Origin of the sequence: Nocardioides sp. NBC_00368 (genome assembly GCF_036090055.1) — a bacterium.
In the GTDB taxonomy this organism is placed as follows: domain Bacteria; phylum Actinomycetota; class Actinomycetes; order Propionibacteriales; family Nocardioidaceae; genus Nocardioides.
On sequence record NZ_CP107970.1, the window covers coordinates 1999360 to 2011918 of the forward strand.

Genomic DNA, 12559 nt, shown 5'->3' on the forward strand with positions numbered 1-12559 from the left:
TGCGTAACGTCTTCTTGTATGCCAGAGACCGTCACGACTGGCCCACCGACTTCCACACTTCAACTCTGACAAGGGAGTTCCCCCATGACTGACCATCTCGATACAGCGGCGGCTGTTGCCGTCGATGATCTGCCGCCCCGCTCTGTAGGGAACGACAGCGGCGATAGGGCCAACCGGCTGGGATCAGTCTTCTGGGCCAGCGTGGGTGTCTCGGCGATCTTCGTGGCCTGGGCCGTGCTGTTCACCGACAACCTCAACGCCGTCACGGCCAGCTCGCTCAACTGGGTCACCTCGACGTTCGGCTGGACCTACCTCGTGGTGACGCTGGCGATCCTGATCTTCCTGGTGTTCCTGGCGTTCAGCCCGGCCGGCGACATCAGACTCGGCAAGGATCACGATCGCCCGGAGTTCAGCACCGTCACCTGGTTCGCGATGATCCTCAGCGCGGTCATGGGCATCGGCCTGGTGTCCTACGGTGTCGCCGAGCCGATCTCGCACCTGGCGACGCCGCCGCACGGCCTGGCCGACCCCAACACGCCGGCGGCCGCAGTGCGCGCGATGCAGTACTCCTACTTCGACTGGGGCCTGCAGGCCTGGGCGATCTTTGCCATCTTCGGTCTCGCGATCGCCTACTCGACCTATCGCAAGGGCCGCCCCACGCTCGTGAGCCAGCTGTTCTACCCGTTGCTCGGAGAGCGCGTGAACGGCCCGATCGGCAAGCTGATCGACGTCCTCGCCGTCTTCTCGACCCTTTTCGGAACCACCACATCGCTCGGTCTGGGGGCGCTGCAGGTCAACAACGGTCTGGCGCGCCTCTTCGGCATGCCGGTCACGTCGGTGAGCCAGGTCCTGATCATCGCCGCCGTCACTGCGGCGTTCACGATGTCGGCGGTCACCGGGGTCAGCAAGGGCATCAAATACCTCAGCCAGGCGAGCTCGGTCCTCGCGGTAGCGCTCTTCGTCTTCATCCTCGTCGTCGGTCCGACGGTGTTCCTGGCCAACCTCTACACCGAGTCGATCGGCATGTGGGCCAGCGACTTCTTCCGGATGAGCCTGCAGGGCACGGCGTTCGGCGGCCTGGAGTGGATGCAGTGGTGGACCTACTTCATGATGGCCTGGTGGGTGTCCTGGGGCGCCTTCGTCGGTGTCTTCCTCGCGCGCATCTCCAAGGGACGTACGATCCGCGGCTTCATCGTGGGTGTGCTCGTGGTCCCCAGCGTCGTGTTCTTCACCTGGTTCACAGTCTTCGGCGGAACCGCGATCCACATCGACCTCTACGAGGGCGGTGACATCGCGAAGCAGACCGCGACCGACATCAACAGCGCCTTCTTCGCGACCCTCGACCACTTCCCGCTCGCCGGGATCACCTCGGCGATCGCGATCCTGCTGGTGGTCATGTTCTTCGTCTCCGGCGCCGACGCCAACACGTACGTCCTGTCGATGATGACCTCCAAGGGCTCGCTCGACCCGCGTCGCTGGGTGCTGATCCTGTGGGGCGTGCTCACCGGGATCACCGCCATCGTCCTCATGCTCGCCGGCGGTCTGAGCGCCCTGCAGAACACGGTGATCGTCACCTCGCTGCCGTTCCTGGTCATCATCGCCGGACTTGCGGTCTCCTTCTACAAGGAGCTCTCCGCCGACCGCCGCGCGGCACGCGAGGCCCGAGCGGACCGCGAGACCTCAGCGACCACCACCGACTTCAACTGACTGCGACCAACGAGATCTGAAGGAGATCCACAATGAGCGACCGCGATGCGCGGCGGCAGGCGATCGTGACGGCCTGGGGGGCCGCCTGGGACAAGGGCGACGTCGACGTGCTCGACCAGCTCCTCGCACCGTCCTACCGACGGGTGACCAGCGGCAACACCGAGGCCCAGGACCGCGACGGCCTCAAGGCGATGATCCTCACGACCCGCTCCTCGTTCCCGGACCTGATCACGACCGTCGACGACGTCGTCGTCGAGGGCGACCTGGCAGCCATCCGGTGGCACAGCACGGGCACCCATACACATGGCTTCCTGGGTGTGCCCCCGACACGCAAGACGGTCGTCGTGAGTGGCGCGACCTTCGCTCGCTTCGAGGACGGCCTCGTCGTCGAGGAGCACGTCACCTGGGACCCCCGCGCGCTGCTGGCCGCGCTCGGCATCATCCACGTCGGAGAGGACAACTGACATGACCATCACAAGCCCCGACCTCGACACCATGAAGCAGGTCAACCGGAAGTTCGTCACCGGTGTCACCGTCGTGACCGCCATGGACGAGGAGACGCCACGCGGCCTGGCCGTCAACGCGTTCGCGAGCATCTCGCTCGACCCGCCGACCGTGATGATCTGCGTGCAACGTACGTCCTCGACCCATGACTGCCTCTACACGACCGACAACCTGGCGATCAACATCCTCTCGGTCGACCAGCTCGACGTCGTCAACGTGTTCGCGGGCAAGTCACCGGACAAGTTCGCGCAGGTGGACTGGGTGCCTGGTCCGAACGGCAGCCCGCTCATCGAGCGCAGCAGCGCCCAGATGGAAGTCGAGATCCGCGAGCGGCTGCAGGCCAGTACGCATACCGTGTTCATCTGCCGTGTCCTTCACGCCACGGCCTCCGAGAGAGCTGCGATGGTTTACAGTTCCGGCCAGTTCTACGACGGCTCGGCGCTGCCGAGCCTGGCCTGACCGGGTCGAGCAGAGGCAGGGTCGGCGATGGCGCGAATACAAGGGGAGAGTCGGATGAGCCCACGTCAGAACGGGACGTCGAGCCTGATGCAGGGCCGCGTCATCGAGGGACTCCGCGAGCGGATCATCACCGGCGCCATCGACCCCGGAGCGCCGCTGTCCGAGCTCGCGCTGGCCGAGGAGTTCGGCGTGAGCCGCACTCCGGTGCGCGAGGCGCTCAAGCAGCTGCAGACCGAGGGGCTGGTCGAGGTGCGTCCGCGGGTCGGCACGTTCGTCACCACGCCGTCGCGTCGTGAGATCACCGAGCTCTTCGAGATGAAGGAGCTGCTGGAGGGTGCCGCCGCCCGGTTGCTCGCACAGCGCGGCCGGGTGCCCGAGATCGACGCCCTGGAGGAGAATCTTCGCGAGGCCGACGCCGCGGTCGCCCGTGACGACCGGGACGGCTACGCCCGCCTCGTCGGCGAGTTCCACGATCTGCTGATCCGCGGCGCCGACAACGGCAAGCTGGAGTCCCACTACCGGACCCTGATGAACCAGCTCGCCTATGCCCGCCTGGTCACGACCTCGCTCAGCCAGCCCGGTCGGGCCCTCCAGTCCGACCGAGAGCACCACCTCGTCCTCGAGGTCATCATCGCCAAGGACGGCGACAGCGCCGAGCGGGTCATGCGCGATCACGTACGCGCGAGCCGCAGTGCGCTCCTGGCCGGCTTGAGCGACGACTGACTGCGTCCGCGTCGCCGTTGGCGAATCGCTCAAGTAGGTGGAGTTGCGTCGAGCCCGGCCATCAGAGCCCTGTGGCTGGCACGTACGTGCTCACGCATGACCCGCTCAGCGCTCTCGGAGTCCTTGGCCTCGATCAGCTCGAGCACCCGGTGGTGCTCTCGGTCGGACTGCTTCGGCCGGTTCGGCTGGCTCAGTGACGTGAAGACAAGCCGCTGGTAGGCGAGCTGGTTCATCAGGGTCTGGTAGTGGGCGCTCAGCTTCGTGTTGTCGGCGCCCGCGATCAGCAGGTCGTGGAACTCGTGTACGAGCGCGGCGTACCCCTCGATGCTTCCCGAAGTGACGGCCTCGTCTGCGCGCTCGACGTTCTCCCTGAGTGCATCGAGTTCGGCGCACCGGCCCCGCTGAGCCAGGAGACGGGCCGCGGCGCCTTCAAGCAGCTCCTTCATCTGGAACAGCTCGGTGATCTCCCGACGGGATGGAGCATTGACGAAGGTGCCGACCCGTGACCGGATCTCGACCAGCCCTTCGGTCTGCAGCTGCTTGAGCGCTTCTCGAATTGGCGTACGGCTGACCTGAAACGCCTCTGCAAGCGAGATCTCGGACAAGTGCGTACCGGGCGCGAGCTCGCCGCTGATGATCCGGGCGCGCAATTCATCGACGACGCGACTCCGGATGCTGGGCCCGGCGAGCGGGGTTGCCCGAAACTGTTCGGCAGCCATTGTTTCTTGCATGGTACAGATCCTACGGTCGGGCACCTCCGGCAGCAAGTGGATTGGGACGGATCGACGTACAACAAGCCTCTTCAGGCGGCTATTTGGCTTCAGGCCGCGCCAGAAAAAGTGGCGTCAGTTACATATTGACAGGGATGCGAGGCCGGTCCAGACTCCAGATCTGGCATACAAGATGCAGCCTTGAAGTACAGGAGGAACGAATGACCCACTTTCCCGATCATGGGGACGCGCAGGCGAGCTCGCCCGACCGCGGATACCGTGACGCAGTCGCGAAGGTCGAGCCCTACGGTGTCGACCACATCCCCGACGTCGAACGGCATGGCAATCCGCTGTCGCAGTTCTACGTCTGGTTCGCCGCAGGGCTGAACTTCCCGATCATGATCCTGGGCTTCAGCGCGGCTTGGTTTGGATTGAGTCTGTGGCAGGCGGTGACGGCAGTGGTCGCGGGGGCTGCCGTCGGCTCGTTGCTCATGGGGGGTCTGTCCCGAATGGGGGTCCACCTCGGTGTCGCGCAACAGATGCAGGCCCGAGGACCGCTGGGGTTCGTGGGCAACATGCTCCCGGTCGCGTACATCAATGTCTTCGCCGGCGTCGGATGGGCCGCGTTGACGGTGATCCTCGGCGCGAAAGCTCTTGGCGAGCTCACAGGCATTCCGTTCGTCGTCTCGGCGATCGGGTTGGTCGCTGTGCAGCTGGTTGTCGCCGTCTTCGGCTACAACATGATCCATTTCCTGCAGAAGCTGCTCTCCTTCGTGCTCGTGGTGTTGTTCGCGTTGCTGACTGCGGTGGCGATCGCACGAGGCTCCACGACGCTAGAAGCGAACCCCGACGCCGGCGGCTACATCGGTGCGTTCGGCGGCTGGCTGACGTTGTTCGGATGGTTCATCGCCTTCTTGGTGGCGTGGACCCCATTCGCTTCGGACTACTCTCGATACCTTCCAGACGACCGGGCCGTCAGTCTCAAGGCGGGACTGTTCACCGGCCTCGGCAACTTCCTCACCCTGTCCTGGCTGGGTATCGCGGGTGCCGTCGTCGCAGGTGCAGCTACGGCAGTCGACCCAATCGCTGCGGTGCGCGAGCTCACTGGGCCGTGGGCATTTCCGGCGCTCCTGGCCATCTTGCTGTCCTCGTTCTCGCAGAATTTCTTGAACGTCTATGGCGGTGCGATCTCACTGCAGACGCTCGGCATCCCCGTCAACCGACAGCAGGCCGTCGTCCTGATCTGTGTCGCGGCGTTCGGCGTAAGCCTCTGGGCGGAGGCGGGTGTCTACGACAAGTTCACGGTGTTCCTCAACCTCACCGCGTACTTCATTGCCCCGTACGTCGCGGTGATCCTCCTCGACTACTTCGTCGGCGGGCGCAATGACAAGACGCGCATCCCCGAACTGTTCGATCGGAGGCGGATCCTCGAGTGGGGGTTCGTTGCCTGGGCGATCGGCGTCCTCGCTTCGGTTCCTTTCTGGCAGTCGTCGCTCTACACCGGTCCTTTGGCTGACTCCATCGGCGGTGGCGACCTCAGCATGTTCGTCGGATTCGCCGCGGCGAGTGCGGCGTACCTCGCGACCTACCGAATGCCTGCTCTGTGGCACACCAAGACCCCGGTCGGTAGTGAGTCGACTCCCGACGTGACGGGTGTGTCGTGACCGGCCGGCCATGGCTGGTCGTGATCGACATGCAGGTCGTGTTCGGAGATCCGGCATCCCGCTGGGCCGCAGAGGGCTATCCCGCCGCTGAACAAGCAGTGGCCGACCTCGCCGAAGTCTTCGGTGACCGGGTCGTGTGGACGAGGTTCGTCCGCGACGCACAGGAGGAACTCGGCTGGTCAGCTTATTACGACCGCTGGTCGGAGTTCCGGCTGCCGCCCGACGACCCGGCATGGGAGCTCACGCTCCCGATCTCCGAGACCGCACCCATCGTCTCGCGTCCCACCTTCTCGAAGTGGGGTCCTGACCTCGAGTCGATCGTAGGAGACGCACCGCTGGTGATGTGCGGCGTGGCGACCGAATGTTGTGTCCTCGGCACGGCGTACGCGGCCGCTGACGCCGGCCGTCGTGTCACCGTGGTCGCCGACGCGTGTGCGGGCGCCACCGTTGCGCTGCACGAGCAGGCACTGACGCTCCTGGACACACTCGGTCCGTTGGTGACTGTGACCACGTCCGATCGGCTCTCCTGAACCGCCAGGACGCACCGAAAGGTGCGTCCTGGCGGGTCCAGTCCCGGCCTTCAACTGCCCGGCCAGCCTGGCTGGGGTGGCCACCAACCTAGGATCACCATCATGACTTCGCCCCGTGACCGTCGCGTCTCCGCCCGAATCGGCGCCATCGCCGAGTCCGCCACTCTCAAGGTCGACGCCAAGGCCAAGGCGCTCAAAGCAGAGGGCCGCCCGGTCATCGGGTTTGGGGCCGGCGAACCCGACTTTCCGACGCCGGGCTACGTCGTCGATGCCGCCGTCGAGGCGGCCCGCGACCCGAAGAACCACCGCTACACGCCCGCAGGTGGCCTTCCGGAGCTCAAGCAGGCGATCGTCGACAAAACCCTTCGCGACTCGGGCCTGGAGATCACGCCGGCGCAGGTCCTGGTGACCAACGGTGGCAAGCAGGCCATCTATGCGGCCTTCGCCACGATGCTCGACCCCGGCGACGAGGTGATCGTCCCGGCGCCCTATTGGACGACCTACCCCGAGTCGATCCAGCTCGCCGGCGGAGTTGCCGTCGAGGTGGTGGCCGACGAGACCCAGGACTACAAGGTGACCATCGAGCAGCTCGAGGCGGCGCGCACCGAGCGCACCAAGGTGCTGCTCTTCGTCTCCCCGTCGAACCCGACCGGTGCGGTCTACACCGCCGACGAGATCCGGGCCATCGGTCAGTGGGTCGAGGAGCACCAGCTCTGGGTGCTGACCGACGAGATCTACGAGCACCTTCTCTACGACGGCGTCTCGACCGGCTCCCTGCCTGTCCTCTGTCCGTCGCTGCAGGACCACTGCGTCATCGTGCACGGGGTCGCCAAGACGTACGCGATGACCGGGTGGCGGGTCGGCTGGCTGATCGGTCCCACCGACCTGGTCAAGGCTGCCGCCAACCTGCAGAGCCACGCGACCTCCAACGTCGCCAACGTCGCCCAGCGCGCCGCCATCGCGGCGCTGACCGGCGATCTGACCGCGGTCGAGGAGATGAAGGTCGCCTTCGACCGGCGCCGGCAGACGATCGTCGCGATGCTCAACGAGATCGATGGTGTCTACTGCCCGACCCCCGAAGGTGCCTTCTACGCCTACCCGTCGGTCAAGGGCCTGCTCGGGAAGGAGTACGACGGTCGGGTCATCGACACCTCGGCCGACCTGGCGGGCTACATCCTCGACAAGGCCGAGGTCGCAGTCGTTCCGGGCGAGGCCTTCGGCACTCCCGGCTACCTGCGACTCTCCTACGCGCTGAGCGACGACGACCTCATCGAGGGCGTCACGCGGATGCAGAAGCTGTTCTCCTAGACGTACGCTCTCAGACGCCCGCGTCGGGGAAGGCGATGACCGAGAGGAAGCGGATCGGAAGCTCGACCAGGTGCACCGGACCGTGGGCTCCCTCACCGTCGAGCTGAAGGGAGTCGCCGGGCTCCATCCGGTAGGTGGAACGGCTGTGGCCGTAGTCCATGACGCCCTCGAGCATGTAGATGAACTCGGTGCCGGGGTGCTGGAAGAGCGGGTAGACCTCGCTCGTCTCGGACAGGGTCACCAGCAGGCACTCGAGCCGCTTGTGCTCACCGCGTAAGCCGCCGAGCAGCTCGTACTCGTGCCCGACCTGGGTGCCGTTGCGCACGATCGGGGTGCCACGCCCGGACTTCACGTACGCCGCGGGCCGCTCGGTGTCGGCACCGCGGAGCAGCGAGGTGACCGGGACGTCGAGACCGCGGGCCAGGCGTGCCAGGGTGCCCAGCGAGCACGACGTCTGGGCGTTCTCGATCTTGGACAACATCGCCTTGGAGATGCCGACGTGCGCGGCCATGTCGCCCACAGAGAGGCCGGCGTTCTGCCGCAGCTCGCGGACATTGCGCGCGATCGCCGCCTCGAGCTCGAGGGACTCGACCGACTCCTCCGGACGCCGGGCGCGGGTCGTGCCGGTATTGCGCAGCAGCGCTTCGTCGCTGGTCATGGAGCGACCGTAACGCACCGTCGTCCACTCCCAGTGGACGTCTCCCCCGCACGTGTCATGACGCCCCCAGCAAAGCCTCGAGGCCGTCGGCCAGGGCCTCCGCGCCGGTCTCCGCATCGGCGTCCTCGACCGCCTCGCCAGGCGCATGGGAGACACCGGTGGGGTTTCGGACGAAGAGCATGGCGGTGCTGACGTGGTCCTTGAGGATGCCGGCATCGTGTCCGGCTCCGGTGCCGAGCCGGGGCGCGTCGTCGAGCAGGTCGGCGAGCCGATCGCGCAGCACCGGGTCGAAGTCGACGGTGGCGCTGAACGACTCCTCGGTGATCACCACCGTGCAGTCCTGCTCGGCGGCTGCGGCCTTGGCCGCGGCCTCGATCTCCGCGACGAGGATGCGGGTAACAGCGTCGTCCGGATGACGTACGTCGAGCCACACGTCGACGTGGGAGGCGATGACGTTGGTGCCGCCCGGCGTGGGAACCAACCGGCCGACGGTCGCCCGGGCATCTGGGACGCGTCGGGTGAGCCGCTGCACGTCGCTGATGAGCACCGCCGCCGCGACCATCGGGTCCCGCCGGCCGGACATCAGGGTGGTCCCGGCGTGATTGCCCTCGCCGGTGAAACCGATCCGCCACCTGCCGTGGCCGAGGATGGAGGAGGCCACCGCGACCGGTCGGTCGTGATCGACCAGGCCGAGACCCTGCTCGACGTGGAGCTCGACGAACGTAGCGATGCGTGCCAGCGTCTCGAGGTCCGGGCCGAGGCGGGCGGGGTCGAGACCGGCGCGTCGGGTCGCCTCCGCGAAGGTCGTGCCGTCGGCATCGGTGAGCGTGCGGGCCCGGTCGGGGTCGATCGCGCCGGTGAGCAGGCGCGACCCCAGACAGGCCAGCCCGAATCGCGACCCCTCTTCCTCGGGGAAGACCGCGATCGCGCGGCGACCCGGCACACCTCGCTCGGCCAGCCGGTCGAAGGCAACCAGGGACGAGGCCACCCCGAGCGGGCCGTCGTAGGCGCCCCCACCCGGCACGGAGTCCAGATGGCTGCCGGTGACGACGGCGCCTTCGCCGACGCCACCCGACCATGCCCAGATGATGCCGTTGCGGTCGGTCTGGACATCGAGCCCGCGACGCTCGGCGTGCTCGACGAACCAGGAGCGCAGATCCAGCTCGGCGGTGGAGTAGACCGGGCGGGAGTATCCGCCGCGGCTTGGGTCGGTGCCTACATCGGCGATCTCGGCCATGAGGGAGGCAACGGTGTCGGTCATCGAGGTCCTTCGGTAGGGCGCGTCGGCTGGTCGGTGTGGTTCGGGAGGACGGTTTCCAGGTGCACCTCGGCGACTCGGTCACCAACGTCGATACGCAGACTTACGCCCGGATGCGCGGGCTCGCCATGGTCACCAAGATGCACGTCGGCTCGGACGGCGTCGCGCCTCGTCATGACGTTCAACGCTCGGGTGGGACGATCAGGTCTGACCGTGACCTCGGCCTCGCCCGCGAACCGGATGGCATCCCCTGCACCCATCGTCGTCGGGTGTCCACCGATGGACAGCACGAGCGGCCCGAGAGCGACGAAGAGCCGGTCGAGGTCAGGGAAGCGGGAGAACTCGGCGTCATGGACAAGGTCAGCGACGCTGACACGCCAGAGCACCTTCCCGTCGGGTCCATGCGCGACCGCGAGCTCGCGGGTGAAGCCGGCGCCGTTGTCCCACGGCACCGGCGCCACCGCGGCCGGATCGAGCACAGCGTTCACCGCATCTCGCCGGCGCCGATGTACGGGTGCGGGCTGGCGAGCGGCTTGCCCTCGGCGAAGCGTTCCAGGCGGAAATCCGCAGCGGGGATGTCGGCGTCTGTGCTGTCGCCCTCGAAGACGAGGTCCGCGACCAGGTCCCCCACCGCCGGACTGATCTTGAAGCCGTGTCCGGCGAAGCCGGCGCAGAGAACGAGGCCGTCGAGGCCGCCGACCGGTGCGATGACCGGGTTCCAGTCCGGCGGCACGTCGTAGACGCCGGCGTACGTGTGGGTGACCGAGGGCTCGGGGAAGCCCGGGAACCGGTGCATGACCTTCTCGGCGTACTTCATGATGCTGGCCTCGCCGGCGATGTTGGAGTAGCTGTCGGGGTCGACGAACTTCTTCTGGAAGTCGGCGTGGTCGCTGTTGCCCACCAGGAACTGCCCGCTGCCCTCCAGCCGGCAGTACTGCAGGCTGACCAGGTCGGAGACCACGGGCAGGTCGGGCAGCGGCTCGCCGGCATCGACGATCAGCAGCTCGGAACGGTAGGCCTCGACCGGAAAGTCGACGTCCAGGTCGCCGAGCAGCTTCTTCGACCACCACCCCGCGGCGACGACGACCAGGTCGGCCTCGATGACCTCACCATCGTCCAGCTCGACGCCGGTGGCTTTGTCGCCCTCGGTCAGAATCCGGGCGACAGAGGTGTTCTGCCGTATCCGCGCACCCTGCTGCCGGGCGACCTGTCCGAAGTGCAGTGCGAGCTGGGTGGCGTCCGCAAAGCCGCCACGAGGCTCGTACGCCGCGAGGGCGACGTCCTCGGTGTTCATCATCGGCCACAGCTGGCTGAGCCGGTCGTTGTCGATGAGATCGACGTCGACGCCGAGGCCCTGGTGGGTGGCGATGTTGGCCTTCAGAGGCTCGATGTTCTCCTCCCCCACGATGACCGAATAGCCGACCTGACGGAAGCCGACCTCGGCTCCCAGCCTCTCGAAGACCGGCAGGCTGCGCCAGGCCATCGCGGCGATCGACGGCACCCCGTAATGGGCCCGGACGATACCGGAGGACTTGCCGGTGCCGCCGCCGGCGAGCTGGTGACGCTCGAGCACGAGCACGTCGGAGAGTCCCCGGTCAGTGAGGGAACGGGCGATCGCGAGGCCGATCAGGCCGCCGCCGATGATGATCGCGTTGCGGGGTGTGGCGTTGCTCATCAGTATGTTCCTCCGGCGGTCTGGCCGGGGATCCATGAGGTTCCGGCGAGCGGGATGCGGGCCATGGCGGCCGCCTCGATGGAGACAGCGACGAGGTCCTCGGGCTCGAGGTGGGTGACGTGCGCCTTGCCGCAGGCCCGAGCGATGGTCTGCGCCTCCATCGTCAGCACGCGCAGGTAGTTGGCGACGCGGCGGCCACCGTCCTCGGGGTCGAGGTTGCTCTGCAGATCGGGGTCCTGGGTGGTGATACCGGCCGGGTCCTGACCTGCCTGGAACTGGTCGTAGAAGCCGGCCGCGCTGCCGAGTCGCTCGTAGTCCGCGGCGTACTTCGGGTCGTTGTCACCCAGCGCGATGAGCGCGGCGGTGCCGATGGCGACGGCATCGGCCCCGAGGGCGAGCGCCTTGGCCACGTCGGCACCGGAGCGGATGCCACCGGAGACGATCAGCTGCACCCCATCCGGCTTCTTGTGCACACCCAGCTCCTGCAGCGCCTGAACGGCCTGCGGGATGGCGGCCAGCGTCGGGATGCCGACGTGCTCGATGAACACATCCTGGGTGGCTGCGGTGCCGCCCTGCATACCGTCGACCACGACGACATCGGCGCCGGCGTGGACGGCCAGCTTGACGTCGTAATAGGTGCGGGAGGCGCCGACCTTGACGTAGATCGGCTTCTCCCAGTCGGTGATCTCGCGGATCTCGTTGATCTTGATCGTGAGGTCATCCGGTCCCGTCCAGTCGGGGTGCCGGGAGGCGGAGCGCTGGTCGATGCCGGCAGGCAGGTCGCGCATGCCGGCGACCCGCTCGGAGACCTTCTGGCCCAGCAGCATGCCTCCGCCACCTGGCTTGGCACCCTGTCCGAGCACGACCTCGATGGCGTCGGCGCGGCGCAGGTCGTCCGGGTTCATGCCGTAGCGGTTGGGCAGGTACTGGTAGACGAGGGTCTTGGAGTGGCCTCGCTCCTCGGGGGTCATGCCACCGTCGCCGGTCGTGGTGGAGGTCCCGGTCGTCGATGCCGCCCGGCCGAGGGCCTCCTTCGCGTTCGCACCCAGGGCGCCGAAGGACATGCCTGCGATGGTGACGGGGATGTCGAGGTGGATCGGGTACTTCGCGTTGCGCGCCCCCAGCACCACGTCGGTGCCGCATTTCTCGCGGTAGCCCTCGAGGGGGTAGCGCGACATCGAAGCCCCCAGGAAGAGAAGGTCGTCGAAGTGCGGCAGCGCCCGCTTGGCCCCCCAGCCGCGGATGTCGTAGATGCCGGTCTCGGCGGCCCGCTGGATGGCGGCGATGGTGGTGCGGTCGAAGGTGGCGGACTCGCGCAGGCCCATCCGGGCTCGGTCGTCGGCGGAGAGGTTCATCGCGTCCT

The 12559-nt window shown here is 67.3% G+C and carries 13 protein-coding genes; 7 read left to right on the forward strand and 6 right to left on the reverse strand.

Annotated features, from left to right (window positions below; all coding sequences use genetic code 11):
• Positions 1–84: 84 nt before the first annotated feature.
• From OG984_RS09530 to OG984_RS09545, 4 genes are read left to right on the forward strand one after another with little or no spacing between them, the layout of a single operon-like run.
• Positions 85–1707, forward strand: a complete 1623-nt coding sequence (locus OG984_RS09530; protein ID WP_328531349.1) for a BCCT family transporter — start codon at positions 85–87, stop codon at positions 1705–1707.
• 32 nt (positions 1708–1739) lie between these two features.
• Positions 1740–2171: an ester cyclase gene (locus OG984_RS09535; protein ID WP_328531350.1), complete on the forward strand. Its 432-nt coding sequence runs from the start codon at positions 1740–1742 to the stop codon at positions 2169–2171.
• Position 2172: 1 nt separating this feature from the next.
• A complete protein-coding gene (locus OG984_RS09540; RefSeq protein ID WP_328531351.1) occupies positions 2173–2670 on the forward strand; it encodes a flavin reductase family protein in 498 nt (165 codons plus the stop codon).
• 54 nt (positions 2671–2724) lie between these two features.
• Positions 2725–3393: a GntR family transcriptional regulator gene (locus OG984_RS09545; protein WP_328531352.1), complete on the forward strand. Its 669-nt coding sequence runs from the start codon at positions 2725–2727 to the stop codon at positions 3391–3393.
• A gap of 29 nt (positions 3394–3422) precedes the next feature.
• On the opposite strand, the gene OG984_RS09550 is transcribed toward OG984_RS09545, so the two are convergent.
• Positions 3423–4124, reverse strand: coding sequence for a GntR family transcriptional regulator (locus OG984_RS09550; RefSeq protein WP_328531353.1), 702 nt, complete (start codon positions 4122–4124; stop codon positions 3423–3425).
• A gap of 200 nt (positions 4125–4324) precedes the next feature.
• On the opposite strand from OG984_RS09550, the gene OG984_RS09555 reads away from it, so the two are divergent.
• From OG984_RS09555 to OG984_RS09565, 3 genes are all read left to right on the forward strand, one after another.
• Complete coding sequence (locus OG984_RS09555; protein ID WP_328531354.1) at positions 4325–5767, forward strand: purine-cytosine permease family protein; 1443 nt, start codon at positions 4325–4327, stop codon at positions 5765–5767.
• On the forward strand, positions 5764–6297 hold the full coding sequence (locus OG984_RS09560) for a cysteine hydrolase family protein (protein WP_328531355.1): 534 nt from the start codon (positions 5764–5766) through the stop codon (positions 6295–6297). The genes OG984_RS09555 and OG984_RS09560 overlap by 4 nt, the downstream gene beginning before the upstream one ends.
• Before the next feature lie 102 nt (positions 6298–6399).
• Positions 6400–7605 (forward strand): pyridoxal phosphate-dependent aminotransferase, encoded by a 1206-nt coding sequence (locus OG984_RS09565; protein WP_328531356.1) that lies wholly within the window; start codon positions 6400–6402, stop codon positions 7603–7605.
• 10 nt (positions 7606–7615) lie between these two features.
• Here the strand turns inward: OG984_RS09565 and OG984_RS09570 are convergent, their stop codons facing one another.
• From OG984_RS09570 to OG984_RS09590, 5 genes are read right to left on the reverse strand one after another with little or no spacing between them, the layout of a single operon-like run.
• On the reverse strand, positions 7616–8263 hold the full coding sequence (locus tag OG984_RS09570; RefSeq protein ID WP_328531357.1) for a helix-turn-helix domain-containing protein: 648 nt from the start codon (positions 8261–8263) through the stop codon (positions 7616–7618).
• A 55-nt stretch (positions 8264–8318) separates the two neighbouring features.
• Complete coding sequence (locus OG984_RS09575) at positions 8319–9524, reverse strand: allantoate amidohydrolase (RefSeq protein WP_328531358.1); 1206 nt, start codon at positions 9522–9524, stop codon at positions 8319–8321.
• Positions 9521–10009: a HutD/Ves family protein gene (locus OG984_RS09580; RefSeq protein WP_328531359.1), complete on the reverse strand. Its 489-nt coding sequence runs from the start codon at positions 10007–10009 to the stop codon at positions 9521–9523. The genes OG984_RS09575 and OG984_RS09580 overlap by 4 nt, the downstream gene beginning before the upstream one ends.
• Positions 10006–11196, reverse strand: coding sequence for an NAD(P)/FAD-dependent oxidoreductase (locus tag OG984_RS09585; RefSeq protein WP_328531360.1), 1191 nt, complete (start codon positions 11194–11196; stop codon positions 10006–10008). Before OG984_RS09585 ends, OG984_RS09580 begins: the two co-directional genes overlap by 4 nt.
• Positions 11196–12551, reverse strand: coding sequence for an FMN-binding glutamate synthase family protein (locus tag OG984_RS09590; RefSeq protein WP_328531361.1), 1356 nt, complete (start codon positions 12549–12551; stop codon positions 11196–11198). Before OG984_RS09590 ends, OG984_RS09585 begins: the two co-directional genes overlap by 1 nt.
• Positions 12552–12559: the final 8 nt, after the last annotated feature.

Bases quoted from the DNA above. Each gene is read 5' to 3' on its own strand.
- OG984_RS09535 (WP_328531350.1), top strand. From the start codon at position 1,740: ATGAGCGACCGCGATGCGCGGCGGCAGGCGATCGTGACGGCCTGGGGG.
- OG984_RS09585 (WP_328531360.1), bottom strand. From the start codon at position 11,196: ATGAGCAACGCCACACCCCGCAACGCGATCATCATCGGCGGCGGCCTG.
- OG984_RS09570 (WP_328531357.1), bottom strand. From the start codon at position 8,263: ATGACCAGCGACGAAGCGCTGCTGCGCAATACCGGCACGACCCGCGCC.
- OG984_RS09545 (WP_328531352.1), top strand. From the start codon at position 2,725: ATGAGCCCACGTCAGAACGGGACGTCGAGCCTGATGCAGGGCCGCGTC.
- OG984_RS09575 (WP_328531358.1), bottom strand. From the start codon at position 9,524: ATGACCGACACCGTTGCCTCCCTCATGGCCGAGATCGCCGATGTAGGC.
- OG984_RS09565 (WP_328531356.1), top strand. From the start codon at position 6,400: ATGACTTCGCCCCGTGACCGTCGCGTCTCCGCCCGAATCGGCGCCATC.
- OG984_RS09555 (WP_328531354.1), top strand. From the start codon at position 4,325: ATGACCCACTTTCCCGATCATGGGGACGCGCAGGCGAGCTCGCCCGAC.
- OG984_RS09550 (WP_328531353.1), bottom strand. From the start codon at position 4,124: ATGCAAGAAACAATGGCTGCCGAACAGTTTCGGGCAACCCCGCTCGCC.
- OG984_RS09590 (WP_328531361.1), bottom strand. From the start codon at position 12,551: ATGAACCTCTCCGCCGACGACCGAGCCCGGATGGGCCTGCGCGAGTCC.
- OG984_RS09540 (WP_328531351.1), top strand. From the start codon at position 2,173: ATGACCATCACAAGCCCCGACCTCGACACCATGAAGCAGGTCAACCGG.
- OG984_RS09530 (WP_328531349.1), top strand. From the start codon at position 85: ATGACTGACCATCTCGATACAGCGGCGGCTGTTGCCGTCGATGATCTG.